Annotated in this window: 28 protein-coding genes; 9 read left to right on the top strand and 19 right to left on the bottom strand. The window is 60.9% G+C overall.

Going from position 1 to position 25,049, the window contains the following annotated elements:
* Positions 1-82 precede the first annotated feature (82 nt).
* On the top strand, positions 83-970 hold the full coding sequence (gene argB, locus IFT66_RS15650) for an acetylglutamate kinase (RefSeq protein ID WP_062578904.1): 888 nt from the start codon (positions 83-85) through the stop codon (positions 968-970).
* Between the two features lie 21 nt (positions 971-991).
* Here argB and IFT66_RS15645 read toward each other — a convergent pair whose 3' ends face one another.
* The gene (locus IFT66_RS15645) at positions 992-1,894 is read right to left on the bottom strand and encodes a DMT family transporter (protein ID WP_192078175.1); all 903 of its coding nucleotides are present in this window, start codon (positions 1,892-1,894) and stop codon (positions 992-994) included.
* Positions 1,895-2,000: 106 nt separating this feature from the next.
* Between IFT66_RS15645 and IFT66_RS15640 the strand changes: the two genes are divergently transcribed.
* Positions 2,001-2,714: a pyrimidine 5'-nucleotidase gene (locus IFT66_RS15640; protein ID WP_192078174.1), complete on the top strand. Its 714-nt coding sequence runs from the start codon at positions 2,001-2,003 to the stop codon at positions 2,712-2,714.
* Positions 2,715-2,819: 105 nt separating this feature from the next.
* Positions 2,820-3,548 carry an EF-hand domain-containing protein gene (locus tag IFT66_RS15635; protein ID WP_192078173.1) on the top strand — a complete coding sequence of 243 codons (729 nt, stop codon included), beginning with the start codon at positions 2,820-2,822 and terminating at the stop codon, positions 3,546-3,548.
* Positions 3,549-3,642: 94 nt separating this feature from the next.
* On the opposite strand, the gene IFT66_RS15630 is transcribed toward IFT66_RS15635, so the two are convergent.
* Both IFT66_RS15630 and IFT66_RS15625 read right to left on the bottom strand, forming a co-directional pair.
* Positions 3,643-4,545, bottom strand: a complete 903-nt coding sequence (locus IFT66_RS15630; protein ID WP_192078172.1) for a ribokinase — start codon at positions 4,543-4,545, stop codon at positions 3,643-3,645.
* A gap of 49 nt (positions 4,546-4,594) precedes the next feature.
* Positions 4,595-5,749, bottom strand: coding sequence for a DNA recombination protein RmuC (locus IFT66_RS15625; protein WP_446737919.1), 1,155 nt, complete (start codon positions 5,747-5,749; stop codon positions 4,595-4,597).
* 163 nt (positions 5,750-5,912) lie between these two features.
* Between IFT66_RS15625 and def the strand changes: the two genes are divergently transcribed.
* The 3 genes from def to truA are packed head-to-tail and all read left to right on the top strand — an operon-like array spanning position 5,913 to position 8,186.
* Positions 5,913-6,428, top strand: a complete 516-nt coding sequence (def, locus tag IFT66_RS15620; protein WP_192078170.1) for a peptide deformylase — start codon at positions 5,913-5,915, stop codon at positions 6,426-6,428.
* A gap of 58 nt (positions 6,429-6,486) precedes the next feature.
* Positions 6,487-7,422, top strand: a complete 936-nt coding sequence (gene fmt, locus IFT66_RS15615; RefSeq protein WP_192078169.1) for a methionyl-tRNA formyltransferase — start codon at positions 6,487-6,489, stop codon at positions 7,420-7,422.
* Positions 7,422-8,186 (top strand): tRNA pseudouridine(38-40) synthase TruA, encoded by a 765-nt coding sequence (gene truA, locus IFT66_RS15610; protein WP_192078168.1) that lies wholly within the window; start codon positions 7,422-7,424, stop codon positions 8,184-8,186. The genes fmt and truA overlap by 1 nt, the downstream gene beginning before the upstream one ends.
* Here the strand turns inward: truA and IFT66_RS15605 are convergent.
* From IFT66_RS15605 to dapD, 4 genes are read right to left on the bottom strand one after another with little or no spacing between them, the layout of a single operon-like run.
* Positions 8,174-8,770 (bottom strand): hypothetical protein, encoded by a 597-nt coding sequence (locus IFT66_RS15605; RefSeq protein WP_192078167.1) that lies wholly within the window; start codon positions 8,768-8,770, stop codon positions 8,174-8,176. The genes truA and IFT66_RS15605 overlap by 13 nt on opposite strands.
* Positions 8,771-8,818: 48 nt before the next feature.
* Entirely contained in the window at positions 8,819-9,439 is a 621-nt protein-coding gene (locus IFT66_RS15600) for a hypothetical protein (protein ID WP_192078166.1), read from the bottom strand.
* Complete coding sequence (dapE, locus tag IFT66_RS15595) at positions 9,423-10,619, bottom strand: succinyl-diaminopimelate desuccinylase (protein ID WP_192078165.1); 1,197 nt, start codon at positions 10,617-10,619, stop codon at positions 9,423-9,425. Before dapE ends, IFT66_RS15600 begins: the two co-directional genes overlap by 17 nt.
* Positions 10,620-10,634: 15 nt before the next feature.
* Positions 10,635-11,495, bottom strand: a complete 861-nt coding sequence (gene dapD / locus IFT66_RS15590) for a 2,3,4,5-tetrahydropyridine-2,6-dicarboxylate N-succinyltransferase (RefSeq protein WP_062578884.1) — start codon at positions 11,493-11,495, stop codon at positions 10,635-10,637.
* Between the two features lie 164 nt (positions 11,496-11,659).
* On the opposite strand from dapD, the gene IFT66_RS15585 reads away from it, so the two are divergent.
* Complete coding sequence (locus IFT66_RS15585) at positions 11,660-12,520, top strand: LOG family protein (RefSeq protein ID WP_062453988.1); 861 nt, start codon at positions 11,660-11,662, stop codon at positions 12,518-12,520.
* A 102-nt stretch (positions 12,521-12,622) separates the two neighbouring features.
* On the opposite strand, the gene IFT66_RS15580 is transcribed toward IFT66_RS15585, so the two are convergent.
* Entirely contained in the window at positions 12,623-13,564 is a 942-nt protein-coding gene (locus IFT66_RS15580; RefSeq protein WP_192078164.1) for a nucleoside hydrolase, read from the bottom strand.
* A gap of 160 nt (positions 13,565-13,724) precedes the next feature.
* Between IFT66_RS15580 and IFT66_RS15575 the strand changes: the two genes are divergently transcribed.
* Complete coding sequence (locus IFT66_RS15575; protein ID WP_062453990.1) at positions 13,725-14,168, top strand: Hsp20 family protein; 444 nt, start codon at positions 13,725-13,727, stop codon at positions 14,166-14,168.
* A gap of 43 nt (positions 14,169-14,211) precedes the next feature.
* Positions 14,212-14,469, top strand: coding sequence for a BQ00720 family protein (locus IFT66_RS15570; RefSeq protein ID WP_062453991.1), 258 nt, complete (start codon positions 14,212-14,214; stop codon positions 14,467-14,469).
* 12 nt (positions 14,470-14,481) lie between these two features.
* Here IFT66_RS15570 and trmB read toward each other — a convergent pair whose 3' ends face one another.
* From trmB to IFT66_RS15515, 11 genes are all read right to left on the bottom strand, one after another.
* Positions 14,482-15,183: a tRNA (guanine(46)-N(7))-methyltransferase TrmB gene (gene trmB, locus IFT66_RS15565; protein ID WP_192078163.1), complete on the bottom strand. Its 702-nt coding sequence runs from the start codon at positions 15,181-15,183 to the stop codon at positions 14,482-14,484.
* A gap of 86 nt (positions 15,184-15,269) precedes the next feature.
* Positions 15,270-16,529 carry a methionine adenosyltransferase gene (gene metK / locus IFT66_RS15560; protein ID WP_192078162.1) on the bottom strand — a complete coding sequence of 420 codons (1,260 nt, stop codon included), beginning with the start codon at positions 16,527-16,529 and terminating at the stop codon, positions 15,270-15,272.
* A 176-nt stretch (positions 16,530-16,705) separates the two neighbouring features.
* Complete coding sequence (locus IFT66_RS15555) at positions 16,706-17,125, bottom strand: helix-turn-helix domain-containing protein (RefSeq protein ID WP_062453994.1); 420 nt, start codon at positions 17,123-17,125, stop codon at positions 16,706-16,708.
* Positions 17,126-17,274: 149 nt separating this feature from the next.
* Positions 17,275-18,876: an apolipoprotein N-acyltransferase gene (lnt, locus tag IFT66_RS15550; RefSeq protein ID WP_192078161.1), complete on the bottom strand. Its 1,602-nt coding sequence runs from the start codon at positions 18,874-18,876 to the stop codon at positions 17,275-17,277.
* A gap of 90 nt (positions 18,877-18,966) precedes the next feature.
* Entirely contained in the window at positions 18,967-20,163 is a 1,197-nt protein-coding gene (locus IFT66_RS15545) for a transporter associated domain-containing protein (protein ID WP_192078160.1), read from the bottom strand.
* A 9-nt stretch (positions 20,164-20,172) separates the two neighbouring features.
* Positions 20,173-20,682 carry an rRNA maturation RNase YbeY gene (gene ybeY, locus IFT66_RS15540; protein WP_192078159.1) on the bottom strand — a complete coding sequence of 170 codons (510 nt, stop codon included), beginning with the start codon at positions 20,680-20,682 and terminating at the stop codon, positions 20,173-20,175.
* Positions 20,683-20,698: 16 nt separating this feature from the next.
* Positions 20,699-21,754, bottom strand: coding sequence for a PhoH family protein (locus tag IFT66_RS15535; protein WP_062453998.1), 1,056 nt, complete (start codon positions 21,752-21,754; stop codon positions 20,699-20,701).
* A 24-nt stretch (positions 21,755-21,778) separates the two neighbouring features.
* Positions 21,779-23,188 carry a tRNA (N6-isopentenyl adenosine(37)-C2)-methylthiotransferase MiaB gene (gene miaB / locus IFT66_RS15530; protein WP_192078158.1) on the bottom strand — a complete coding sequence of 470 codons (1,410 nt, stop codon included), beginning with the start codon at positions 23,186-23,188 and terminating at the stop codon, positions 21,779-21,781.
* 42 nt (positions 23,189-23,230) lie between these two features.
* Positions 23,231-24,034: a lysophospholipid acyltransferase family protein gene (locus IFT66_RS15525; protein WP_446737912.1), complete on the bottom strand. Its 804-nt coding sequence runs from the start codon at positions 24,032-24,034 to the stop codon at positions 23,231-23,233.
* A 39-nt stretch (positions 24,035-24,073) separates the two neighbouring features.
* Complete coding sequence (locus IFT66_RS15520) at positions 24,074-24,499, bottom strand: Fur family transcriptional regulator (protein ID WP_062454001.1); 426 nt, start codon at positions 24,497-24,499, stop codon at positions 24,074-24,076.
* A 38-nt stretch (positions 24,500-24,537) separates the two neighbouring features.
* Positions 24,538-25,032 (bottom strand): GNAT family N-acetyltransferase, encoded by a 495-nt coding sequence (locus tag IFT66_RS15515; protein ID WP_192078157.1) that lies wholly within the window; start codon positions 25,030-25,032, stop codon positions 24,538-24,540.
* Positions 25,033-25,049: the final 17 nt, after the last annotated feature.

The raw sequence follows: 25,049 nt of genomic DNA, 5'->3' as shown, positions 1-25,049 counted from the left end.
GACCGTAATTTTGCTCATGAATTATTTGATCTGTCAAAAACATGCGTTAAAAGGCCCCACACATTTCCCCAGAGGTATTTCCATGACGGCTTCGGAAAGCGAACTTCAGGCACAACTTCTGGCACAGGCGCTGCCCTATATGCAGCGCTACGAGAACAAGACGATCGTCGTCAAATACGGCGGCCATGCAATGGGCGATATGGCTCTGGGCAAGGCTTTCGCGGCCGATATCGCGCTTCTCAAGCAGTCCGGCGTCAACCCGATCGTCGTTCATGGCGGCGGCCCGCAGATCGGTGCGATGCTGACCAAGATGGGCATCGAATCGAAATTTGAGGGCGGGCTTCGCGTTACCGACGCAAAGACGGTCGAGATCGTCGAGATGGTCCTTGCCGGATCGATCAACAAGGAAATCGTCGCGCTGATCAATCAGACCGGCGAATGGGCGATCGGTCTCTGCGGCAAGGACGGCAACATGGTGTTTGCCGAAAAGGCCAAGAAGACCATCATCGATCCTGATAGCCACATCGAGCGCGTGCTCGACCTCGGCTTCGTCGGCGAGGTTGTCGAAGTTGACCGGACGCTGCTCGACCTGCTTGCCAAGTCCGAGATGATCCCCGTCATCGCCCCCGTGGCCCCCGGCCGCGACGGCGCCACCTACAACATCAATGCCGACACGTTTGCGGGTGCCATTGCCGGCGCGCTGCATGCCACCCGCCTCTTGTTCCTCACGGACGTTCCAGGCGTGCTCGACCGCGACAAGAACCTGATCAAGGAACTGACCGTCGCGCAGGCACAGGCGCTGATCAAGGATGGCACGATTTCCGGCGGTATGATCCCCAAGGTCGAAACCTGCATCGAGGCGATCCGCGCAGGCGTTCAGGGAGTCGTCATCCTGAACGGCAAGACCGCGCATTCGGTGCTGCTCGAGATCTTTACCGAACACGGTGCGGGCACGCTGATCGTTCCCTGATCAGCAGCAAGAACTCGGCCTTCAGGACATCAGAAGGCCGAGAATGCCGCAGACGATCAGCAGGCAGCCCGACAGTTCCATGCGGTTCAACCGCTCGTGGAACAGGAAATAGGACGAGGCGAAGGTGAAGATCAGCTCGATCTGGCCGAGCGCCTTCACATAGGCCACCTGCTGCAGCGTCATGGCCGTGAACCAGCAGGCAGAGCCGACCACGCCAGCGAGCCCGACCAGCGCCGAGGAGCGCCAGGTGCGCACCACCTGGACGATTTCGCGTTTGTCCTTCCACAGCATCCAGATCAGCATGAAAACGGTCTGGAATATCGTGACGCATGTCAGCGTGACGGCGGCCTGCATGATCGAATTGGGTCCGTTGAGCGACAGCGACGCGGAGCGGAAGGAAATCGAGGCGATGGCGAAGAGGCCGCCCGAGGCCATGCCGATCAGCGCGATCCTGCCGACCATGGCGGTGCCGAGATTGCGCCACGAGAGCGGTAGATTGGCCATCGAGATCAGCATCACCCCGATCACCCCGACGATGATCGCCACTATGCCGCCGGTGGTCAGTTTGTCGCCCAGAATGATAAAGCCGAAAATCGCCGCCTGCACCGGCTCGGTCTTCGAATAGGCGGTGCCGACCGCGAAATTCCTGAGCGAAAACAGATAGACCAGAAGCATGGTCGCGAATATCTGCGCAAGCCCGCCGAGCACGACCCAGAAGACGAACTCAAGATCCGGGCTGGGCAATGCATAGCCCACACCGAAATGCAGAACGAGCACGTAGATGACGGCGAGCGGAAATCCGTAGCCGAAGCGCACGAAGCTTGCGCCGCGGGTTCCGAGCGAGCCTTGCAGATGCTTCTGAAGCGCTGACCGCAAATTCTGACAAAAAGCGGCAGCGATGGTGATGGGGATCCAAAGTTCCATCCCAAGGCGGTATCACGCAGGGTCACGACCGGCCAAGGTCGGCGCGGCGTGTAAATGTTCGTAGGGGCGGATTTTCTTCCCGTTCAAACGCTGGCATAACACGGCTATGGACAAGACGCCGAAGACTGCCCCCGACGCCGCCGATTTCGCAAATATCCGTGACTGGGTTTTCGATCTCGACAACACGCTCTACCCGCATCACGTCAATCTGTTCTCGCAGATCGACAAGAACATGACGGACTATGTGCAGGAATTGCTGCAGCTGGAGCATGACGAGGCCAAGCGACTGCAGAAGCAGTATTACCACGAGCATGGCACGACGCTGCAGGGGCTGATGCTGAACCACGGTATCGATCCGGACGGGTTTCTCGAACAGGCGCATGCGATCGACTACTCGGCGCTGGTGCCGCATCCGGAACTGGGCGCGGCAATCCGGGCGCTTCCCGGCCGCAAGTTCATCTTTACCAATGGCAGCGTGCCCCATGCGCAGGCGGCTGCCCGCGCTCTCGGCATTCTCGACGATTTCGACGACATCTTCGATATCGTCGCCGCCGGTTACCTGCCCAAGCCCGCTGGCGAGACCTACGACAAGTTCGCGGCCCTCCACACGGTCGATACGAAGAACGCTGTCATGTTCGAGGACCTGCCGCGCAATCTCATCGCGCCGAAAGCGCTCGGCATGCGCACAGTACTGCTGGTGCCGCGCAATCTCGATACTGTCGTCATCGAGCGTTGGGAAAAGTTTTCAGACGAGGACGATCACATCGATTACGTCACCGACGATCTCACCGCATTCCTGTCAGGCCTCAAATTCGCGTAGGCCGCGCCTTACCAAAAGTTCATCTACATTACAGATGTTTAAGTGGTTTTGACCAGTTGCCGATCCTATCTTCAGGCTATCGAAGCAACCGGAAAGGACCACTCGATGATCGCGAAGAAGATAGTTTTGGCAAGCCTGAGCGCTGCTCTTATCGCTGGCGCAGCCATCCCCGCCTTCGCTGCACCAGGCCCTGACGGACCACGCCACCATGAAGGTCGGCGCGGAGGCCCTGACGGCGGCCCGCATGGCGGTCCACGCGCTGCGATGATGCAGGATGTAATGTTCGTTCGCCTTCTCAAGCAGGCGGATACGAACAAGGACGGCAAGATTTCCAAGGAAGAGCTGACCGCTCGCCAGGAAGCGCTTTTCGCCGAGATCGACCTCAACAAGGACGGGTCCATCACTCGCGGTGAAATGGTTGATTTCCGTGACAACAAGATGGCCGAGTTCCGCAAGAACAACCCGCCGCCGACGCCTGAAGAGGCTGAGGACGAAGGCCCGGATGCAGACGGCCCGATGGCAGAAGGACCCGAGGGTGAAGGCCCTAAGGCTGAGGCCCCCAAGGCTGACGGACCACGTGCCGACCGCGAACAGGCCCGTGACCGCCACCACGACCGGCATGAGCGCCGGGAAGCTCGCAGGGACCGCGGTCCAAGGGGTGGACCAGACGGCGGCATGATGGGTCCTGCCATGTTCCGCATGATCGACGAAAACCGCGATCGCAAGATCAGCAAGGAAGAGGCCGCAGCCGCCACCGAAAAGCTGTTCGCCCGCATGGACACGAACAACGACGGACAAATCACGATCGACGACCTGCCGGACCGCCCCCTCTAGTTCTACGCCCCCCTGAACTAGACCGGTAGTCGTCTGATGGACCCGCCTTCCCTTCCGGGAGGCGGGTCCAGTCGTTTCAACTGTCCAAAACGTGTCAGAGCCGCGCCTCGACGGCCGATACCTCAGGGATAGAAGGCTGAGCGCCCCTCTCAAGGCAGGCGAGCGAGCCTGCAACGGCTGCGCGCCGCAGGGCATCTGCAAAGCCTATCCCCTGATCGAGACTTGCAGCCAGATAGCCGCAGAACGTATCGCCGGCACCCACCGTGTCGACGGGCTCTATCTTCAGGCCCTTGGCCGACAGGATTTCACCATCAAGCATGGCAACGACCCCTTCGCCACCGAGCGTGACCACGAACGTCTGGCCGGTCTCACTGTGAAGGCGGCGCAAAACTTCTTCGCGCGCTTGGGCGTCGATGATCGTGCAACCTGCGAGAAGCTCGAATTCGGTCTCGTTGGCGACGACGATATCGGCAAGGCCGGATAGTCGCACCGCATCGGCCGTCAGCGGCGCAGTGTTGATCATCGTCCGGATGCCCTTCGCCTTTGCTGCACGGAGTGCGGCCTCGACGGCTGCCGGCGGGATCTCGAGCTGCAGCATCAACGTGTCTGATGGAGACATGGCCTCCACCGCGCCCTGCGCCTGCGCCTCGCCGATCGTGCCATTGGCACCGGGCACGACGGCGATCATGTTCTCGCCGCTGTCATCGCCGACCAGTATCAGTGCTGTGCCGGTTGAAATGTTTGTCCGCGTGACCGCTGACAGGTCAGTTCCGGATGCCTGGAGCAAAGCCAGCGCCGGGTCTGCAAAACCGTCGTTTCCGACAGCGCCGACCATGCGCACGTCGCTGCCTGCGCGGCGGGCGGCCAGTGCCTGGTTCGCACCCTTGCCGCCGGAGGCCGTCGCAAAGGTTGACCCCACAACCGTTTCGCCCGGCCCCGGCAACCGCTCCGTCGTTGCGATAAGATCCATGTTGATGGAGCCGAAGACGGTAATCATGCTGTGCCTGCCTGTTTTGTGAAATGCGGGCTGACACTGCCCGAGAGGATCAGTCCTCGTCAACTACCCTCAGGCGCAGCGATCCGGTGCGGCTCTCGACTGCGCCGGATGCCGGAGCTGCGGGGGTTGGTCCAGCGTGGGGTATCGGGGCGGCCACTGGTGCTTCCAGTTCGAGCGCTTCGATCCTTGCACCGCGCCGGCCGAGCTTTTCGGTCGACGTCACGATCTGCTCGACGTCCTTCTGGGCTGCGAAGAAATGCGATTGCAGCTTACGGGTCCGCTCGTCGAGGCGACCGAGATCCTCCATCAGCAAGGCCACCTCGCCCTGGATCAGATGCGCCTGTTCGCGCATGCGCTGGTCTTTCAGCACGGCCTGGATGACCTGGATTGACAGCATCAGCAGCGACGGCGAGACGATGACGATCCTCGCGCGCTGCGCCTTCTGGATCACGCCCTCGAAATGCTCGTGGATCTCGGCAAAAATCGATTCCGACGGCACGAAGAGAAAGGCGGTGTCCTGCGTTTCTCCGGCAATCAGATATTTCTCCGAGACATCGCGGATATGGACTTCCATGTCGCGGCGAAATTGCTGGGATGCGGCCCGGCGCGCCTCGGGTGCGGCGGATTCGCGAAAGGCATTCCATGCCTCCAGCGGAAATTTTGCGTCGATGACGAGCGGTGGCAAGCCGTTCGGCATGCGGATCACGCAATCCGGTCTCGAACCGTTCGACAGCGTCTTCTGGAATTCGAAGGCACCCATCGGCAGGCCGTCGGAAACGATCGCTTCCATCCGGCCCTGACCAAAGGCGCCACGCGTCTGCTTGTTGGAGAGGATCGCCTGCAGTCCCACGACATCCTTGGCTAGGCTCTGAATGTTGTTCTGGGCAGCGTCGATGACGGCCAGACGCTCCTGCAGCTGGCGCAGGTTGTCATGGGTGGATCTGGTCTGTTCGGTAATGGTAGCGCCGATACGGTGGGTCATGCCATCGAGCCGCTGGCCGACGACCTGGCTGAGCTCGACCTGGCGGGCGGCGAGCGTCTCGCCCATCGCCGAAAGCCTGCCCTGCATTTCCCCCTGCATCCGCATCAACTCGCCCATGCGGGCCTCGGCGTCTTCCGCCTGGCGGCCGCTGCCTCCGGAAAGGCGCATGAGAAACAGCATGAGAAGCATGCCGAAGACGCAGGAAGCGGCCATCAGCACCATCGGGTGCTGGCTCTCCAGAAAACGGGAAATCTCGGGGAACAGGTCATTCATGGCGGCAAGCTAGCAGAAAACCGCGGATTGGAAAGATCAAAACGGGAACATTGATCGAAAACGGCGATCCGGGGCTGTTCCATCGGCGAAAAAGATAGGTTATGGGATCGCCATGACGATCAAGCCGCTTATCATTCTCCCCGATCCGCTCCTGCGTCAGGTGTCCAAGCCTTTCGAACGGGTGGACGACGCACTTTTGAAGCTCGCGGACGACATGCTGGAAACCATGTACGACGCTCCGGGCATTGGCCTTGCCGGGATCCAGATCGGCGTACCGCGCCGCATCCTCGTGGTCGACGTGTCGCGCGAGGAAGACGAGAAGAACCCGATCGTCGTGATCAATCCGGAAATTATCCGCTCTTCGGACGAGCGATCGGTGTATGAGGAAGGCTGCCTTTCCATCCCGGAATACTATGCCGAGGTGGAGCGGCCGGCCTCCGTGACCGTCAAGCATATCGGTCGCGACGGCAAGGAACACGTGATCGAGGCCGACGGCCTGCTCGCCACCTGCCTTCAGCACGAGATCGACCATCTGGACGGCGTGCTGTTCATCGACCATATATCGCGGCTGAAACGCGAAATGGTGGTCAAGAGGTTCACCAAGGCTGCCAAGGCGAAGGCCGTCTAGCCATCGCGTGCAGGCAATCTCGGTTTGAAGGCGCGTCCTTTGCGGGCGCGAAAGGTCCATGTCTCTTCGCATCATCTTCATGGGCACGCCGGAATTTTCCGTGCCGACACTGCAGAACTTGAAGCAGGCCGGTCACGAGATCGTCGCGGTCTATAGCCAGCCGCCGCGTCCCGGCGGGCGCCGCGGGCTCGATCTCGTCAAGTCGCCCGTGCATCAGGCGGCGGAACTGCTCGGCATTCCGGTGCTGACACCGCTCAATTTCAAAAGCGAGGAAGACCGCGAGACCTTCAGGTCCTTCAAGGCGGATGTCGCCGTGGTCGTTGCTTACGGCCTGCTTCTGCCCGAGGCGATCCTCACCGGCACCCGGCTTGGCTGCTACAACGGCCATGCTTCGCTGCTGCCGCGCTGGCGCGGTGCTGCCCCGATCCAGCGCGCCATCATGGCTGGCGATGCAAAGACCGGAATGATGGTGATGCAGATGGAAAAGGGCCTAGATACCGGCCCGGTTGCGCTCACCCGAGAGGTCGAGATCGGCGAGGCCATGACCGCTGGCGAGTTGCACGACCGGCTGATGCTGACGGGCGCGCGTGCCATGGTCGAGGCGATGGAGAAGCTCGAAGCCGGCGACCTGCCGCTGACACCGCAGTCCGAGGACGGCGTGCTCTACGCGTCGAAGATCGACAAGGGTGAAACCCGCATCGATTTCTCGAGGCCCGCGCGCGACGTTCACAACCATATTCGCGGGCTCTCCCCGTTTCCCGGCGCCTGGTTCGAGGCCGAGATCAACGGAAAGCCGGAACGGATCAAGGTTCTCTCGTCTGCCGTAGGCACCGGACAGGGAGACGCCGGCACGGTGCTGGACGATCACCTCACGATCGCCTGCGGTGATGGCGCCGTTTGCCTGACGCGGCTGCAGAAGGCCGGCGGCAAGCCGCTGGATGCTGCCGATTTCCTGCGCGGCACGGCGATGACGGCCGGAATGCGGGTCGCCTGATGCCCCGTTACAAGATGATCGTCGAATATGACGGCACGTCCTATGTGGGCTGGCAGATTCAGGACAACGGTCATTCGGTGCAGGCCGCGCTGCAGAAGGCGATCCTGAAGCTGACCGGCGAGACCGTATCGGTCCGTGGCGCGGGGCGAACCGATTCCGGCGTGCATGCCTGGGGCCAGACGGTTCATACGGATCTTTCCCGCGAGTGGGTGCCGTACAAGCTGCGCAACGCCGTCAACGCCTATCTGATGACGGCATCGGAAAAAGTCTCGGTCATCGATGTCAGCCTCGTCGACGAGACCTTCGATGCACGGTTCTCGGCCATCAAGCGGCATTACCTCTACCGCATCCTCAACCGCCCTTCTCCCCTAGCGCTCGAGGCGAACCGGGCGTGGTGGGTGGCAAAGCCTCTCGACCATGAGGCGATGCATGCCGCAGCCCAGATGCTGGTCGGGCATCATGATTTTACCACCTTCCGCTCCACCCACTGTCAGGCGAAAAGCCCGGTCCGGACGCTCGACCGGCTGGACGTAACCCGCTCAGGCGATCTGATCGAAATCCGCGCGTCGGCCCAGAGCTTTCTGCACAACCAGATCCGCTCGTTTGCCGGTACGCTGAAGATCGCCGGACAGGGCAAGGTTACGCCCGAAGACGTGCGGGACGCGCTCGAGGCACGCGACCGCAAGCGCTGCGGCCCGGTGGCACCGCCGGATGGCCTCTATTTCATGAAGGTGGATTATCCTGACGACCGTCAGGACGGATAGACGCCCAGGAACCGCTGCAGCACCTCGGACAGAAGCATGTCCGGCACGATCAGCACCATCACCAGCGCCGTCACCAGCAGCGGCTGCGGGCCGCAAAGCATGCGCATCACTCGCGTCAGCGCGACGACGACGGCGATCAGCAGCGACAGATGTAGAAGCGCCAGAAATCCGGTCATGCCGATCGGCAGGATGAAGGCTGCCGCCAGAACTGCGTAGGCATAGGCAAACGGCACGGACAGCCAGTTGACCACGATCACCATCGTCGGGAATTTCTGGCCGAGCCCGAATAGCGCGCAGACGATGCCCACCAGAATGAGCGGCAGGATCCAGTCGATCGCCTCCAGCATGCCGAGCCGGAAGAAGAACAGGCCACCGGTCTTCGTGCCCGGCGGCATTGCCTGCAGAAACATCATCCGCCACCAGGCCCAGGTGACGAACATCGCCGGCAGGCACCAGACAAAGGCCCAGAAGGAGCGCAGCAGGCCGCGATCGGTAAGATCGAGCTGTTTGAACCCTTGCTCATCGCCCTTGATCAGCAGCCAGATGCCGGACACGTAAAACCGGACTTCAGCGTAGCTGGGCATCGGCACCTCTTGGATTGGGAATGCGGGAAGAATGTCCGCGGTGGGCAATCATGCGACCGTCACTCCGAGGCTTGTCTCCAGCCAGGACACGACGACCAGTTCGGTCGACACGGTGAACCCGAGCAGCGAAGCCCGCAACCATGGGGAACCGCCGACAACCGTCGTCAGGAGCCGCCAGTAGAGAAGAACTGCACCGACGAGAACGGCGAGCATGACGGCAAGCAATCCATATCGGTAAACGAGGCCCGCACCGAACAGGCTGTCCAGCGCAAGGCTGACCGGGAATGCCGTCACGTAAGATGCATAGACCAGCGGCACCGTGAACCAGTTGCGCGTGACGATCAGCGTGCGCAGCAGCGGTCGCAATCCGAAGGCGACAGCGACGAGGCAAATCGCCAGGACCGGAACGATCCACTGCGCGAATTCCACCAGAAGCATCTTTCCGGCGAATGCGATGACACCGTCACCGCCGCGGGGATGCGCCTGCGCATATTCGGCACGCTTGAACATCCATCCCGCGACGATCGCGGGCAGGCACCACAGGATCGCGAGAAAGGACCGGGCAACGCCCTGGTCGGAAATGTCGAAGGCGCTGAGGCCGCGCGCATCGCCGCGGATCAGCAGCCAGAGGCCGCTCAGGTGATGGCTGAGGTCATGAAACCGCAGCATCGCCGAACCAGCGGGAGAGGAAGGTTCCGTAGATCTGCGTCAGCGTTTCGAGGTCGGCGATCGCTACCCGCTCGTCCACCATGTGCATTGTCTGGCCGACGAGGCCGAACTCGACGACCGGGCAGTAATCCTTGATGAAACGCGCATCGGATGTGCCGCCGGTGGTCGACAGCGCAGGCACCCTGCACGTCACCGCCTCGACGGCGCCCGAAAGCGAACTGATCAGAGCGTTGTTGCGGGTCAAAAAGACGTGGCTCGGTCGCTCGGCCCAGACGATCTCGTAGCGGACCTTGTCGCGCCCGGGGCGCAGCGTCTGGTCGCCTGCGGCCGCATCGAGACGGCGCAGGATCTCGGCTTGGACGGTTTCGGCTGTCCAAGTGTCGTTGAACCGGATGTTGAAGGCGAAACTCGCCTTGGCCGGCACGACATTGGTTGCCGGGTTGCCGATATCAACCGTGGTGACTTCGAGGTTGGAGGCCGGGAATTCCGGTGTCCCTTCGTCGAAGGGCGGATGCATCAGGGCCTGCGCCAGCGGCAGCAGCCCGCGTACAGCGTTATCGGCGAGATGCGGATAGGCCGCGTGGCCCTGAACGCCATGGACCGTGACCTTGCCGGAGACGGAGCCGCGGCGGCCGATCTTGATCATGTCGCCAAGCACATCCGGATTGGTCGGTTCGCCGACCAGGCAGGCATCCCAGCGCTCGCCCTTGTCGGCTGCCCATTTCAGCAGTTTCTCGGTACCGTTGACGGCCGGGCCTTCCTCGTCGCCGGTGATGAGGAAGGAGATCGAGCCCTGCGGTGCGCCGTGCTGTTCGATATGACGGGCAACGGCTGCGGCAAAGCAGGCAATGCCACCCTTCATATCGACGGCGCCGCGTCCGAACATCTCTCCACCTTCGATCTCGGCGGAAAACGGCGGATGGCTCCAAGATGCCTCGTCGCCGACCGGCACCACATCCGTGTGGCCGGCAAACATCAGATGCGGACCGGTCGTTCCAAGCCGCGCGTAGAGGTTCTCGATGTCGGGCATGCCGGGCTCGGTCGCCACCATCCGCTCGACGGTAAAGCCGAGCGGCGAAAGCATCGCCTCAAGCGCCGACAATGCGCCGCCTTCGGCGGGCGTGACGGACGGGCAGCGGATGAGGTCCCGCAGGTTTGCGATCGGATCGACAGCGGACATCGGGATTGCCTTCGGTTAGTCGCGCAGCAGTTCGTTGATACCGGTCTTGGAGCGGGTCTTTTCATCGACCGTCTTGACGATGACGGCGCAATAGAGATGCGGTGCGGCAAGGCCGTTCGGCATCGTGGCATTGCCTGACGGCATCGAGCCGGCAACGACGACCGAGTAAGGCGGCACTTCGCCGAACGAGACTTCGCCGGTGGCGCGATTGACGATCTTGGTCGACTTTCCGATGTAGACGCCCATTCCGAGGACCGAGCCTTCGCGAATGATGCAGCCTTCGACGACTTCCGAGCGGGCGCCGATAAAGCAATTGTCCTCGATGATGGTCGGGCCGGCCTGCATCGGCTCCAGCACGCCGCCAATGCCAACGCCGCCCGACAGGTGCACGTTCTTGCCGATCTGTGCGCAGGAACCGACGGTTGCCCAGGTATCGACCATCGTGCCTTCATCGACATAGGCGCCGAGATTGACGAAGGACGGCATCAGCACGACGTTCTTGCCGATATAGGCCGAGCGGCGCACGACGGCGTTCGGCACGGCGCGGAAACCGGCCGAGCGGAACTGGTTCTCGCCCCAGCCTTCGAACTTCGAAGGAACCTTGTCCCACCAGGTGGAGGCGCCGGGGCCGCCCTTGACGACTTCCATGTCGTTGAGGCGGAAGGACAGAAGAACCGCCTTCTTCAGCCACTGGTTGACGGTCCAGCTGCCATCCTCGCCGCGCACGGCCACACGCGCCTCGCCGGCATCGAGAAGGTTGAGCGACTGCTCTACGGCATCGCGGATCTCTCCCTTGGTCGAGATCGTCACGCTGTCGCGGCTGTCGAACGCGGTTTCGATCGTCTTTTCGAGGGAGGAGAGGTCTGCGCTGCTCATGGAGAATCCTTCGTCGTCGTCGATATCGTGATGGCCGCAAAGGCCCGGGACACAGCCGTGTGGCTGGCCAAATGGTGCCAATTGCTCTAAGCGACCGGCACTCAAGCGTCAATGCGAATTGGCGTCAACGCATATAAGCGAACGGCTCCGGAAGGGTTATTGCGATGGCACGGGTGAAGAATGACGGACCACGGCGGAAGGACGGGGTCTGGGATCCGCTGAAGGACAACAAGGCCGACAAAAGTGCCGCCGCAGTTCAGCCGAAAACACCGCAGACGCTGTCGCCCACCTATCGCCTTGCCTTTGCCGATGAGGATTTCCTGAGCCGCGAAGAATTGCGGCCGGTGCGGCTGCAGCTGGAACTCATGAAGGCCGAGATGATGCTCGCCGAGGCCGGGATCAAATCCACGGTCGTGCTGTTCGGCGGTGCCCGCATTCCGGCACCGGGCCAGGCGCCTTGGGCGGCTCACAACGAGACCCAGCGCAATAACCTGATCGCAGCCTCGGTTTTCTACGAAGAGGCCCGCAAGTTCGCGACGCTTTGTGGTGTGCATTCGGCAGCCTACGACCATCAGGAATATGTGGTCGTGACCGGTGGCGGACCCGGCGTGATGGAGGCCGGCAACCTTGGCGCGTCGGAGGTTGGCGCACCGAGCATCGGGCTCAACATCATGCTGCCGCACGAACAGGCGCCCAATCCTTACGTGACGCCGGAGCTCTCATTCAACTTCCACTATTTCGCGATTCGCAAGATGCACTTCCTGATGCGCGCCAAGGCCGTTGCCGTCTTCCCGGGCGGCTTCGGCACGCTCGATGAGATGTTCGAGGCGCTGACGCTGATCCAGACCAAGCGCATGGAGCGAATCCCGCTCATCCTGTTTTCAGAAAAGTTCTGGCGCGGCATCGTCAACTTCGAAGCGCTTGCCGATTTCGGCACGATCTCGCCGAAGGATCTTGAGCTGATCAGCTTTGTGGAAACCGCAGATCAGGCGTGGAAGATCATCGCGGATTTCTACGGGCTTTGATGGTGGTACGGTGCAGGTTCCTTACCCTCTCCCCGTGCGCGGGGAGAGGAAACAGGCCCTGATCGGGCAATGACCATTCAGCTTGCCGGTTGAGCTTGAGCCCTAGAGACGGCCGACGCGCTCCGTCAGCAATTCGAAGAAACCATCCGCGTCGACATGGCGCATGAAGGTCGCATTGGCCGTGCGGCCGGTAACGCCCCACCAGTCGGCGACCGTCATGCCGACGGTGAGTTCCGATTCGGTCTCGATCTCGACATTGCAATGGCGGCCGGTAAAGAGCTCCGGCTTCAAGAGATAGGCGATGACCGACGGGTCATGCAGCGGGCCGCCGTCGGAGCCGTATTTCTCGATGTCGAAGCGCTCGAAGAAGGCAAGCCATTCGACGAGAACCTGCGACGGGCGGTTGCCGAGTGCGGCGATCTTTTCGACCCGTGCCTTGGTGGTCAGCAGCTGATGCGTGACATCGAGCGGCATCATGACAACAGGGATACCGGCGCCGAATACGATTTTGGCCGCTTCCGGATCCACATAGATGTTGAATTCCGCCGCCGGCGTGATGTTGCCGCCTTCAAACAGGCCGCCACCCATCATCACCAGTTCCTGGACGCTCGAAGCAATGTCCGGCGCCTTGGTAAGCGCCATGGCGATGTTGGTGAGCGGACCGAGCGTGCAGAGCGTCACGGTGCCCTCGGGCTCGCGGCGCAGCGTCTCGATGATGAAATCGATGGCGTTCTGCTCCTGCGCCACCATGGTCGGCTCAGGCAGTTCCGCTCCGTCGAGACCAGTCTTGCCGTGGACGTGTTCGGCGGTCACCTGCGGCCGGTTCAATGGCTTCAATGCACCTTCATAGACCTTGGCATCGGGCCTGCCGCAGAGCTCGCAGACGATCCTCAGATTGCGGCTGGTAAACGACAGCGGCACGTTGCCGGCAACGGCAGTCAAACCCAGCACATCCAGCTCGTCGGGGCTCGCAAAGGCCAGCATGATGGCCGCTGCGTCGTCCTGACCGGGATCGGTGTCGATGATGATCTTTCTGCGTTGCATGTCTCTTCCCCTTGAACTTTACGGGTTTTTGAGCCGGGTTGCGGATCGTGTCAAGCGCTCGCCGGCGTCTTGCGCTGACTGCCGCAAATTCCCATATATTGACCCGTCGGCGGGCCTTATGGACGCCGGCACAGTCGCTGGATAAAAGCTGGGACGACCGATGAGCCGTATGACACCTTTCGCAAGCCCTCTCCTCCTGGGCTTCGACGCGATGGAGAAGACACTCGAGCGATTGGGCAAGGGAAGCGACGGCTACCCGCCCTACAATATCGAGCGCATCAAGAAGACAGCGGGTGACGAACCACGCGAGGACGAATGCGACCTGCTGCGCATCACGCTTGCGGTGGCCGGTTTTTCGGAGGCCGAGCTCGAGGTCATGACCGAAGAAAATCAGCTTATCATTCGCGGCAGACAGGCCGAGCAGAACGAGCGCGACTACCTCTACCGCGGTATTGCGGCCCGCCAATTCCAGCGGATCTTCGTGCTGGCGGACGGTATGCAGGTGTCCGGCGCATCGTTGAAAAATGGTCTTCTTTCGATCGATCTGATCCGCCCCGAGCCGGAGCGTGTAGTGCGAAAAATTAACATTTCCGTCTCACAGTAGATCAATCAGCAATCGCTGATGCGTCCCCACTGTGGAGGCAGAAATGCTTATGAAAGAAGCGAATCCGAGCTTGACGGAGTCCGAACTCGCGCATCTCGGAAACGGCGAAGTCGGTTACATTCGCAAGATGAAGTCGGACGACGTGTCCCGCTGTTTCCCCGAGGCTCCGGACATCGATCCAAGCCTTGACCTTTGGGCCCTGTTCGGTGCGGACGGTACGCCGATCCTGCTCACCGATAACCGCTCCAGCACCTTTTTCAAGGCTGCCGAGGACGAGCTGAAGACCGTTACCCTGCACTGATCGGAATGAGCGTCAGATCTTGACGAATGTCAGGTAGGCGGATGACCGCCCTTCCCGGCGGGCCTTGTTCTCGTATCGCGTACCCGGCCAGCCGGCATAGGGCGTCAGCCAGTCCGAAGCCTGTTCTGCCTGCCAGGCGAAGCCGCCATGATCGCGGCAATGGAGCAGCGTCCAGTTCACATAGGTATCGATGTCTGAGGCGAAGCAGAATGTTGCGCCCGGCTTCAGCACTCGGTGGAACCGCTCCAGGTTGACCTGCGAAACGAAGCGGCGCTTCCAGTGCTTCCGCTTTGGCCAGGGATCCGCATAGAGAAGGTCGATCTGATCGATCGACGCATCCGGCAGCCAGTCCAGAACCTGGGTCGCATCGTCATCGTAAAGGCGGATGTTGCGCAAGCCCTGCTCTTCCACGCTGGTCAGAAGCTTTGCCATGGAATTGACGAAGGGTTCGACGCCGATAAAGCCGGTCGACGGATTTTCGGCGGCGCGGTGGATCAGGTGCTCGCCGCCACCGAAACCGATTTCCAGCCGCATCCGCTCAACAGAGAAGTCGTAGAGGCTCTCGATCGTCTTCGGTGCAGGGTTGGCCAGATCAAGCTTCAGTTGCGGCAAGAGCGTCGCCAGACCTTCCGCCTGCTTCTCGCGCAACGGCTTTCCCTTGCGGCGACCGAAAAAGGCTTCCGTGGAACGGCTGGGATGCGGCTTGTCGGTCATGGGTCGAATTCTCTCACGGTAAAAGCGGACGCCTTCGGCAGAAGGCACCCGCTTTACTGTCTTACAGGCGTGCTCGTAAAGGGCGATCAGGCCGCTTCGAGCTGATCACCCTTGAGAGCGTCCTTCAAAGGCTTCACGAGATCGGTCTTTTCCCAGGAGAAGGAACCGTCGCGACCGGCCTTGCGACCGAAATGGCCGTAAGCAGACGTCTTTGCATAGATCGGCTTGTTGAGATCGAGGTGGCGGCGAATGCCGGACGGCGAGAGGTCCATCGTCTTGCGGATTGCCGCTTCGATCTGGTCTTCCGTCACGTTCTTGCCGGTTCCATGCAGGTCGACATAGATCGACAGCGGCTGGGAAATGCCGATCGCGTAGGAAATCTGCAATGTGCAGCGTTCGGCAAAGCCGGCGGCCACGACATTCTTGGCAAGATAGCGGGCAGCATAGGCTGCGGAACGGTCGACCTTGGTCGTGTCCTTGCCGGAGAAAGCGCCGCCGCCATGGGGCGCTGCGCCGCCATAGGTGTCGACGATGATCTTGCGGCCGGTGAGGCCGGCATCGCCATCGGGACCGCCGATCACGAACTTACCGGTGGGGTTGATGTACCACTTGCAGTCGGCTGCGATCGGAAGTTCGCCCAGCGCTTCGCGGATATATGGTTCGACGACGGAGCGTACCTTCTTCGAGTCCCAGCTGGGATCGATATGCTGGGTAGAGAGCACGATCGAGTCGACGGCGGCGGGCTTGCCGTTTTCGTAACGGACGGTCACCTGGCTCTTGGCATCGGGGCCGAGCTTGGCGGCTTCGCCCTCGCCCTTCTTGCGGGCCGTGGCAAGCAGCTGAAGGATCTTGTGCGAATAATAGATCGGCGCCGGCATCAGGTCCGGCGTTTCCTTGCAGGCGTAACCGAACATGATGCCCTGGTCGCCGGCACCCTCGTCGCCCTGACGATCGGCGGCGTTATCGACGCCCTGCGCGATATCGGCGGACTGCGAATGGAGGAGGACGTCGATCTTGACGGTCTTCCAATTGAAGCCATCCTGTTCGTAGCCGATGTCGCGGATTGCCCGGCGCGCGGCGGACTTGAACTTCGACGGGTTGATCACGTCGTTGCCGTTCTTGTCCTTCTTCATCAGGCTCGGCGGCAGGCGGACTTCGCCCGCAATCACCACCCGGTTTGTCGTCGCCAGCGTTTCACAAGCGATGCGGACGCCCCAAGGATCAATCCCGGTCTTTGCGGCTTCGCGGTAGACGAGATCGACGATCTCATCGGAAATACGATCGCAGACCTTGTCCGGATGACCTTCTGCAACGGACTCACTCGTGAACAGATAACTGGCGCGCATAACGGGATTCCCCTCAAAGAACAGACATCGAATGTTTAGTAAGTTCATGCGCCGAAAACAAGCGTACAACGACATAAATATATCTTTATGCGTCCAAGCGATTACCAATTCCTTGAGGTCACGGCATAAAAAAAGCGGCCCGGAGGCCGCCTTTCAAATAATGACCGGTAGACCGGTCATTCCGTCTCGGCATCGGCGGCAAGCGCCTTGACCAGATCCACCAAACGGCGGCGAACCTTGGGATCGGCGATCTTCACAAATGCGCGGTTCAACTGCAGCCCCTCAGAGGACGACAGGAAATCAACCACGTAGTTCGAGCTGGATGCTTCCGCCATGCCGGACGCTCCACCCGCCTGATCGCCTGGCGCATCTTCGAAGAAGAAGGAGACCGGGACGTTCAAGATGGACGAAATGTTCTGCAGACGGCTGGCGCCAACGCGGTTCGTTCCCTTCTCGTATTTCTGAATCTGCTGGAATGTGATACCAAGGCTCTCCCCCAGCTTTTCCTGGCTCATGCCCAGCATTGTGCGGCGCAGACGAATCCGGCTCCCGACGTGAATATCAATCGGGTTCGGCTTCTTCTTGTTTTCAATCATAACGACGTCCTGACGAAGTTGCTGTCAATCTTCAACCCGGTCCGCGTGTGGGAGATACACTTTGGTGGCGCCGGTCACAACAAATCCGGCAAGCAAGGTGTATGGCGAGACGATAGGCCAAACCACTATGCAATTTTAGGGGTTTTGGGTCAATTCTTCCAGAATTTAAAACTTGTACGGGAAATAAGTGCAATCACAAACATGAGACATATCAGCAACCAGAAGTAAAAACGCCGTTCGGAAGCGTTCCAAAATGGGACTTTGACACTCGACATGGTTGAGTCAATCACACCCTTTTGATTGTAATCCAGGCCGCGTACGACCCTGCCAAAAGGATCGACGAAAGCCGAAATACCGGTGTTGGCACCGCGAATCAACGGCATGCCGTTTTCGACAGCCCGGACACGCGCCTGCTGGAAATGCTGGAAGGGTCCGGGAGTTTCACCGAACCATCCATCGTTGGTGACGTTCAAGAGCGCGCTCGAGCGTTCAATGCCGGCACCGATTTCATCCGGGAAGATCGCTTCGTAGCAGATCAGCGGATAGAAGGTTTGCCCGCCCGGCAGCGTCAGCATGGTGCGGCCCGGTGCTGCGGTAAAGCCGCCCGGCATGGCGATCGCATCGGGGATGCCGAGCGACCGCAGCATGTCCTCGTAAGGCACATACTCGCCGTAGGGGACCAGATGCACCTTGTCCGACGCCGACACGATCTGGCCGTTGCTGTCGATGACGTAGATGGAGTTGTAATAGCGGGTCGCAAAGCCCGGCCCGGCATTTTCAGCGCGGACGGCGCCGGTCACCAGAACCTGACCATCTTCCAGCACATCGGCAATGCGCGACAGGGCATCGGGATTATCGGTCAAGATGAACGGAACCGAGGTTTCCGGCCAGACGATGATATCCGGACGCTTTGCACCATCCTTTGCGGGCAGCGCCGTCATCGCCAGATGTTCTTCGAAGATCGCACCGCGCTCGGAATCGTCGAGTTTGCGCGACTGGTCGATCATCGGCTGGACGAGGCGCACCTCGACCGGATCCTTGGCAGTGGCTGAAAGCACCGCGTCGGCACCCGCAAGCCGCCAAGCGCCGAAGCCTAGATGGGCGCAGAGGAGAAGACCTGCGAGCGCGAGGCCAAGCCCCATGCCGCGTCGGGTCCCGATCAGTGCCGGTGCGGAGAACACGAAAACAGCCAGCACCGTCACACCCGTCACGCCGAGCGGAGCGGCCGACTGCATCATCAGCGGCATCGGCATGGCGCCGTAGCCGATCGAGTTCCAGGGAAAGCCCGTCAGCATGAAGCCCCGCAGCCATTCCGCAAGGCCAAAGCCAAACGCAGCAGCCGCAATCCGGCCCAAGCCATCGGACCAGAGAATGCGTGCCGCCAGCGCCGCAAAGCCCCAGAACAGCGCCAGAAAAGCCGGCAGACCCAGAACTGCAAGCGGTATTGCCCAGGCAAACTCGTCCGCCTCGACGAGAAGCGCATTGCCGAGCCACCAGAGGCTGGCGACGAAGTATCCGAAGCCGAAGACCCACCCCAGGAAGAAGGCAGAGCGCAGACGGCTGAGGCGCCCACCATCCGGATTGCCGGTCGTGCCGTCCATCAGCCAGATGAACAGCGTGAAAGACACGAACAGGGCAGCAAAGAAGCCGAAGGGGGGAAGGGCGAGTGCGCCGACAGCGCCGGCAAAAAACGCAAGGAGGATACGCGGCCAGCCCCATAGAAGCATGACCCTGCCAGCCAGTCGCTCCATCGATGTCCCCTTCGCCCGAATCAGAAGCCGCAGTCTTTCATGAAAAACTGCGGCTTGTCCTGTTATCGGCTGTTCAAAACACCTGGAAACTCAGGCCGATGGATGATCATTGCTGCGGTCGGACGAGGGTGCCGGCAGAAGCACGGTCGGCGTCTTGTCAGTAATAGCCTTCTGCTGCGTCTCGGCCACGGGCTCGCCCTCGCCCTTGAGCTGCCTGCGGCGAACGAGCGCGCGCTTGCGCATGATCCGGACGCGCTTGATGCGGCGCGGATCGGCGTCGAGGATCTGGAATTCGAAGCCTGGCACAGCCTGCACGACTTCACCGCGCACCGGGATGCGTCCGAGCGCTGAGAAGATCAATCCGCCCAGCGTATCGACGTCGTCCAGCCGGTCCCGCACGTCGAAATCGGAGCCGATCGCCTTGGAGATTTCCATCAGCTCGATACGGGCATCGGCAATGAAGATATCGTCGCCGGCACGCGAGAACATCACTTCTTCGTCGTCATGCTCGTCCTCGACATCGCCGATCACCATCTCGACGATATCCTCATGCGACACGAGACCATCGGTGCCGCCGTATTCGTCGATCACGAGCGCCATCTGAGTACGGGCGGCCTGCATGGTGCTCATCAGCTCGGATGCCAGCATCGAGGGCGGCACAAACAAAAGCTTGCGCACCAGGCCTGCCTCGGCAACGGTCTGATCGAGATTGACGCGGCTGAGATCGAAGGCCGCCTTGGCGGTACGGGCCGGCTTCTCGACCGCTCCACCGGCAACGACGGCTGCTGCTGCCGTTGCACGGGTACCGGTCCGACGCTTATTGCGGGCCTGCTTTGCCAGATAGGACAGAAGGTCGCGGATATGCACGAAGCCGCGGGCATCATCCAGATTGTCGCTGTAGACCGGCATGCGCGAGCGGCCGGTCTCCTCGAAATGGATCATCAGCTCGCCGATCGTCATGCTCATGTCGACGGCTTCGATATCGGCGCGCGGCACCATGATATCCTCGACGCGTACCTCGCGGAAGCGGAGGATATTGTGCAGCATCGCCCGCTCTTCCGGAGAAAAGGCGTTGCTGACATTGGTGTCGGTCATCAGCGCGTCGGCGAGATCCTCGCGCAGCTGTTCGCCCTGCGACGGCCGCAACAGGCGCACCGCCCGAGACCAGAATGTATTGTGGGATTTGGGGTGATGCTCGGATCGTCCCGAACTACTACCCTCGTCCGACGAGGGTGAGTCCGAACTGTCCTTGCCCTCGCGGGCGACATTGCTCGAATAATCGTTCATTGGTCCAAACTACACTATCGGGTCCTGCCCCGCATAGGGGTCAGATAGGCCGAGACCGGCTAAAATACGAGTCTCAAGTGCTTCCATTTCCTCCGCCTCGTCTTTTTCCATGTGGTCGTAACCGAAAAGATGGAGAAAGCCGTGGACCAGAAGATGGGTCAGATGATCGTCGAAACTCTTGTCGAGATCAACCGCCTCGCGTTCGACGGTCTGCCGTGCGATGACGATATCGCCCAACATCGGACCCGGCATGCCGCCGGGTTCGAGCGGAAAAGCGGGGAAAGACAAGACGTTGGTCGGTTTGTCCATGCCGCGCCATTCGGCGTTGATTGCCCGGATGGAAGCATCGTCGGTAAAGACGAGAGAGACTTCGGCCGGCATTTTCGGAAACGGTTGATCTTCTTCGCGGACGAGATAATCGGCGGCCGCGGCGAAAACCTGTTGCGTCAACGCCAGAAGCGCCGGCTCTTCCGGCCAGCCTTCGTCTTCAATGCTCATCTGTATGTCGAGTTCGGGCATGGGACTGGAAACTGGACTAGCGTCCGGCCTCCTCGCTTTCCTCGTGGACGGCATATTGCGCGTCATAGGCCCGGACGATGCGGCCAACCAGCGGATGGCGCACGACGTCGGTATCCTTGAAGCGGATGACCGAGATGCCTTCGACCCCGTTGAGGATCTGCAGCGCTTCGACCAGACCGGATTTCACGCCGCGCGGCAAATCCACCTGGCTCGGGTCGCCGGTGATGATCATGCGTGCGTTTTCACCAAGACGGGTGAGAAACATCTTCATCTGCATCGATGTCGTGTTCTGCGCCTCGTCGAGGATGATCGCGGCATTGGCAAGCGTGCGGCCGCGCATGAAGGCGAGCGGCGCGATTTCGATGACCCCGGCCGTGATTGCCCGTTCGACCTTGTCGGCCGGGATCATGTCGTAGAGCGCGTCATAGAGCGGCCGCAGATAGGGATCGACCTTTTCCTTCATGTCGCCAGGAAGGAAGCCCAGACGTTCGCCCGCCTCGACGGCCGGACGCGAAAGAATGATCTTGTCGACGGCACCGCGTTCCAGCAGCTGCGCGGCATGGGCCACGGCCAGATAGGTCTTGCCGGTACCGGCCGGACCGACGCCGAACACCATCTCCGCCCGATCGAGCGCCCGCATATAGGCGTCCTGCGTCGGGGTACGCGCGACAATCGTCTTTTTCTTGGTGGAGATCTGGCTCATCGAAAGCCTGGCCTTTTTCTCGAGCGTCGGCAGTTGCAGCTGGTCGTCCGCAGCCTGTGCCATGCGGATAGCTCCTTCGACATCGGATGTTTCGATGGTGCCGCCCTTCTGGATTCGCTCATAGAGGGTATCGAGAGCCCGACGGGCCTGATTGGTGGCTGGGACATCGCCTGAAATGGCCACGGAATTACCGCGGGGCCGCGCATCAATATTGAGGCGCTGTTCGAGAAGTTTCAGATTCTGGTCGAATTGACCGAACAGCTCGCTCGCGAAGCGATTGTTCTCGAACGTCAGGACAAAGTGGTTGGCGTCGGTCGCTGCTGATTTGGGGTGGCGCGCTGTCGAAGAAACCGATTCTCGTCCGCTCAAGTAAACAAGCTCCTCACTTGCTGGTCAGGCACCCATTAAACTCTCTGCCGGCTCGGCAAACAAGCTGTTCGGGCCGGTACCAATGATTCGTACACGGATAATCTCACCGATTTGCGATGTTTTTGCATCAACATTCACAGACTGGAGCCAGGGCGAACGGCCGATCACCTGTCCGGGCATACGTCCCGGCTTTTCCAGAAGCAGATCGATCGTCTTTCCAACACAGGATGTGGCGAAATCGGCCTGCTGTTTCAAGAGCAAAGCCTGCAATCGTTCGAGACGCTCGGCTTTTACCTCTTCAGCGACCTGATCGGTAAGATCCGCGCCGGGCGTTCCCGGCCGGGTCGAATATTTGAACGAGAAGGCGGAGGCGTAGTTGACGTCCTCGACGATCTTCAACGTGTCTTCGAAATCCTGATCGGTCTCGCCCGGGAAACCGACGATGAAATCTCCCGACAGGGCGATATCGGGACGGGCATTGCGGATGCGGTCGATCAGCGCCAGATATTCGGCGCCCGTATGGCGACGGTTCATGGCCTTCAGGATGCGGTCGGATCCCGACTGAACCGGCAGATGCAGATAGGGCATCAGGATGCGCAGGTCGCGATGCGCCTCGATCAGTCGGTCATCCATGTCGCGCGGATGGCTTGTCGTATAGCGCAGGCGGGCAAGGCCCGGGATTTCAGCAAGACGATAGAGAAGGTCGGCGAGACCCCAGTCGTTACCGGTTGGGCCTTCAGCGCTCCAGGCATTGACGTTCTGGCCAAGCAGGGTGATTTCGCGCACGCCGCTTTCGACCAGCCGGATGGCCTCGTCGACGATCTGGCTGATGGAGCGGGACACTTCCGAACCACGGGTATAGGGCACCACGCAGAAGGTGCAGAACTTGTCGCAGCCTTCCTGCACGGTGAGGAAAGCCGTGACGCCGCGGGCGCGGATAAGCTTGCGGTCGGTGGCCGGCAGATGGTCGAACTTGTCCTCGACCGCGTATTCCGTATCGACCACAGGCTTGCCGCCGCGGGCCTTGCGCAGTGCATCCGGCAGTCGGTGATAGGTCTGCGGGCCGATCACCACGTCGACCGATGGCGCGCGGCGGATGATTTCCTCGCCTTCCGCCTGGGCGACGCAGCCGGCAACGCCGATCATCAGTTCGCGGCCTTCGGCAGCACGCGCCTTCTTCATGTCGCGCAGACGCCCCAGCGCCGAATAGACCTTCTCGGCGGCCTTCTCGCGGATATGACAGGTGTTGAGGAGGATCAGATCCGCCTCGCCCATCTCTTCGGTCGCGACATAGCCTTCGCTCGCCAACGCGTCGCCCATGCGGGTCGAATCGTAGACGTTCATCTGACAGCCGTAGGTCTTGATGAAGACCTTGCGGGTGTTGGGGATGGTGACGGGCTCTTCTGCCGGCGAAAGGGTGACGTGTTCGTTCATGGCCGTCTCCTTACTCCAAGAAGGACCGGATTTGAAGCGGTTCTAATCGGCGTCGTACTCTCTTTGGCGAAGATGCCGGATCAGCATGCGGCGAAGCCGGGCGGTAATGGTCTGGCTGAGATGCTTGCGGTTGTCGCCCGTGCGGAAATCGACCGTCTCGCCGAACGCCACATCCACGTCGATCGCGCCTTCCTTCAGCACACCCATCAGGTGCGGCATGAGCTCGATATCACCCGGCCAGGCCGCCAGCGGGCGGTGGAAACGACCCATCGCCATGCCGTGCACCCGCGTATAGGCGATCGAGACAGGCTGGACATACACGACGCCGTGGGGCGTGTGCGGTACGGCGGCAGCGGCTGCCCCAAACAGCGAGGACTTTACCTCGAGCAGGCGGTTGCCATCCGACGTCGTGCCTTCCGGGAAAAGCACGACGATCTCGCCCGCCGTCATGCGTGCGGCAATCTCGTTGATCTGGTCGCCGGTGCGGCGCTTTTCCTCGCGGACGACGAAGATCGTCTTTTGCAATTTCGCGAGCGTGCCGAAGATTGGCCATTTGGCGACTTCCGACTTGGCGATGAAGACGACATCCGCGATAGCACCAAGCACGAGGATATCCTTCCACGAGACGTGGTTGGAGGCGAGCATCAGGGGGCGCCGATGCTGCAGGTGACCGTGGACGTGGATGCGGATGCCGAGCAGGAAGCAGGCGGTGCGGTGCCAGAGGCGCGGAACATAACGGCGCATCTTCAGATCGAAGGCGAGGCCGATCAGCTGAAACGGCAACAGCACAGCCGTGACCACCAGCAGACAGACGACGATGAACCCGATGCGGATTGAGGTGATCACTGTCGATCCTTGGCTGTCGTCACGCCGTTCGTGTTCAGGCTATTCGTCTTTGTCGAGCGGGATGCCGTAGAGTTCCAGCCTGTGTCCGACCAGCCGGAAGCCGAGTTCGCGGGCAATGCGCTCCTGCAGCGCTTCGATCTCCGCAGATTGGAATTCGATCACCGTGCCGGCATTGAGATCGATCATGTGATCGTGATGTTCTTCCGGCACCGTCTCGTAGCGAGAGCGACCGTCACGGAAATCGTGGCGCTCGATAATGCCCTCGTCCTCGAACAGTTTCACGGTGCGATAGACGGTCGAGATCGAGATCCGTGGATCGACCTTGGAGGAGCGACGATACAGTTCCTCGACATCGGGATGGTCGTCGGAGTCCTGCAGGATACGCGCGATCACCCGGCGCTGATCCGTCATGCGCATGCCCTTCTCGGCACACAGTTCCTCCAGATTTTTGGAAAGATCCGTCATGACGTTTTGGCCTTCAAATGCTCTCGTTTCATCACGAACTAACGAAGAACGCGGCTCATGACAAGCGCCGAGGACCGTCGTCCATCGGCACCGGTATAATAGGCCGGGCGTTCGCCGACCTTTTTGAAACCCAGCCTGCCATAGAGCGTCACAGCGGCCTTGTTTTCGGCCTCGACCTCAAGGAACATTGTTTCGGCGCCGCGCGATGTCGCTTCGCGCAAGCCGGCCTGCATCAGCCTCCATCCGAGCCCAAGACGGCCAAACTTTTCGGGGACGGCGATCGTGAGAATTTCCGCCTCACCGGCTGCTTCGCGCACCAGCACGAAGCCACCGAAGGGTTTTGAAAAGAACGCGTTGGTCTGGCGTGCGACGAAGCCGAACACGCCTTTCTGAAGAAGAAGATTCTGGAATTCGCCATCGTTCCAGCCGCGCGGGAAGCGCGCACCATGAAGCTCGGAGACTTCGACGCAGTCGGAACTCTCCATCGGGACGACTTCGAAAAACGGCTTCCAGCTGAGATAATCGTCAAACATCGGGCATTCGGTCGCGT

Source organism: Rhizobium sp. CFBP 13726 (assembly GCF_014841925.1).
Classification (GTDB): Bacteria; Pseudomonadota; Alphaproteobacteria; order Rhizobiales; family Rhizobiaceae; genus Neorhizobium; species Neorhizobium soli.
This window is presented reverse-complemented; position numbering and strand designations above follow the sequence as displayed.

What these genes read in the sequence shown, in the direction of transcription:
- argB (WP_062578904.1), top strand. Translation starts at nt 83, where the DNA reads ATGACGGCTTCGGAAAGCGAACTTCAGGCACAACTTCTGGCACAGGCG.
- IFT66_RS15645 (WP_192078175.1), bottom strand. Translation starts at nt 1,894, where the DNA reads ATGGAACTTTGGATCCCCATCACCATCGCTGCCGCTTTTTGTCAGAAT.
- IFT66_RS15640 (WP_192078174.1), top strand. Translation starts at nt 2,001, where the DNA reads ATGGACAAGACGCCGAAGACTGCCCCCGACGCCGCCGATTTCGCAAAT.
- IFT66_RS15635 (WP_192078173.1), top strand. Translation starts at nt 2,820, where the DNA reads ATGATCGCGAAGAAGATAGTTTTGGCAAGCCTGAGCGCTGCTCTTATC.
- IFT66_RS15630 (WP_192078172.1), bottom strand. Translation starts at nt 4,545, where the DNA reads ATGATTACCGTCTTCGGCTCCATCAACATGGATCTTATCGCAACGACG.
- IFT66_RS15625 (WP_446737919.1), bottom strand. Translation starts at nt 5,749, where the DNA reads ATGGTGCTGATGGCCGCTTCCTGCGTCTTCGGCATGCTTCTCATGCTG.
- def (WP_192078170.1), top strand. Translation starts at nt 5,913, where the DNA reads ATGACGATCAAGCCGCTTATCATTCTCCCCGATCCGCTCCTGCGTCAG.
- fmt (WP_192078169.1), top strand. Translation starts at nt 6,487, where the DNA reads ATGTCTCTTCGCATCATCTTCATGGGCACGCCGGAATTTTCCGTGCCG.
- truA (WP_192078168.1), top strand. Translation starts at nt 7,422, where the DNA reads ATGCCCCGTTACAAGATGATCGTCGAATATGACGGCACGTCCTATGTG.
- IFT66_RS15605 (WP_192078167.1), bottom strand. Translation starts at nt 8,770, where the DNA reads ATGCCCAGCTACGCTGAAGTCCGGTTTTACGTGTCCGGCATCTGGCTG.
- IFT66_RS15600 (WP_192078166.1), bottom strand. Translation starts at nt 9,439, where the DNA reads ATGCTGCGGTTTCATGACCTCAGCCATCACCTGAGCGGCCTCTGGCTG.
- dapE (WP_192078165.1), bottom strand. Translation starts at nt 10,619, where the DNA reads ATGTCCGCTGTCGATCCGATCGCAAACCTGCGGGACCTCATCCGCTGC.
- dapD (WP_062578884.1), bottom strand. Translation starts at nt 11,495, where the DNA reads ATGAGCAGCGCAGACCTCTCCTCCCTCGAAAAGACGATCGAAACCGCG.
- IFT66_RS15585 (WP_062453988.1), top strand. Translation starts at nt 11,660, where the DNA reads ATGGCACGGGTGAAGAATGACGGACCACGGCGGAAGGACGGGGTCTGG.
- IFT66_RS15580 (WP_192078164.1), bottom strand. Translation starts at nt 13,564, where the DNA reads ATGCAACGCAGAAAGATCATCATCGACACCGATCCCGGTCAGGACGAC.
- IFT66_RS15575 (WP_062453990.1), top strand. Translation starts at nt 13,725, where the DNA reads ATGAGCCGTATGACACCTTTCGCAAGCCCTCTCCTCCTGGGCTTCGAC.
- IFT66_RS15570 (WP_062453991.1), top strand. Translation starts at nt 14,212, where the DNA reads ATGCTTATGAAAGAAGCGAATCCGAGCTTGACGGAGTCCGAACTCGCG.
- trmB (WP_192078163.1), bottom strand. Translation starts at nt 15,183, where the DNA reads ATGACCGACAAGCCGCATCCCAGCCGTTCCACGGAAGCCTTTTTCGGT.
- metK (WP_192078162.1), bottom strand. Translation starts at nt 16,529, where the DNA reads ATGCGCGCCAGTTATCTGTTCACGAGTGAGTCCGTTGCAGAAGGTCAT.
- IFT66_RS15555 (WP_062453994.1), bottom strand. Translation starts at nt 17,125, where the DNA reads ATGATTGAAAACAAGAAGAAGCCGAACCCGATTGATATTCACGTCGGG.
- lnt (WP_192078161.1), bottom strand. Translation starts at nt 18,876, where the DNA reads ATGGAGCGACTGGCTGGCAGGGTCATGCTTCTATGGGGCTGGCCGCGT.
- IFT66_RS15545 (WP_192078160.1), bottom strand. Translation starts at nt 20,163, where the DNA reads ATGAACGATTATTCGAGCAATGTCGCCCGCGAGGGCAAGGACAGTTCG.
- ybeY (WP_192078159.1), bottom strand. Translation starts at nt 20,682, where the DNA reads ATGCCCGAACTCGACATACAGATGAGCATTGAAGACGAAGGCTGGCCG.
- miaB (WP_192078158.1), bottom strand. Translation starts at nt 23,188, where the DNA reads ATGAACGAACACGTCACCCTTTCGCCGGCAGAAGAGCCCGTCACCATC.
- IFT66_RS15520 (WP_062454001.1), bottom strand. Translation starts at nt 24,499, where the DNA reads ATGACGGATCTTTCCAAAAATCTGGAGGAACTGTGTGCCGAGAAGGGC.
- IFT66_RS15515 (WP_192078157.1), bottom strand. Translation starts at nt 25,032, where the DNA reads ATGTTTGACGATTATCTCAGCTGGAAGCCGTTTTTCGAAGTCGTCCCG.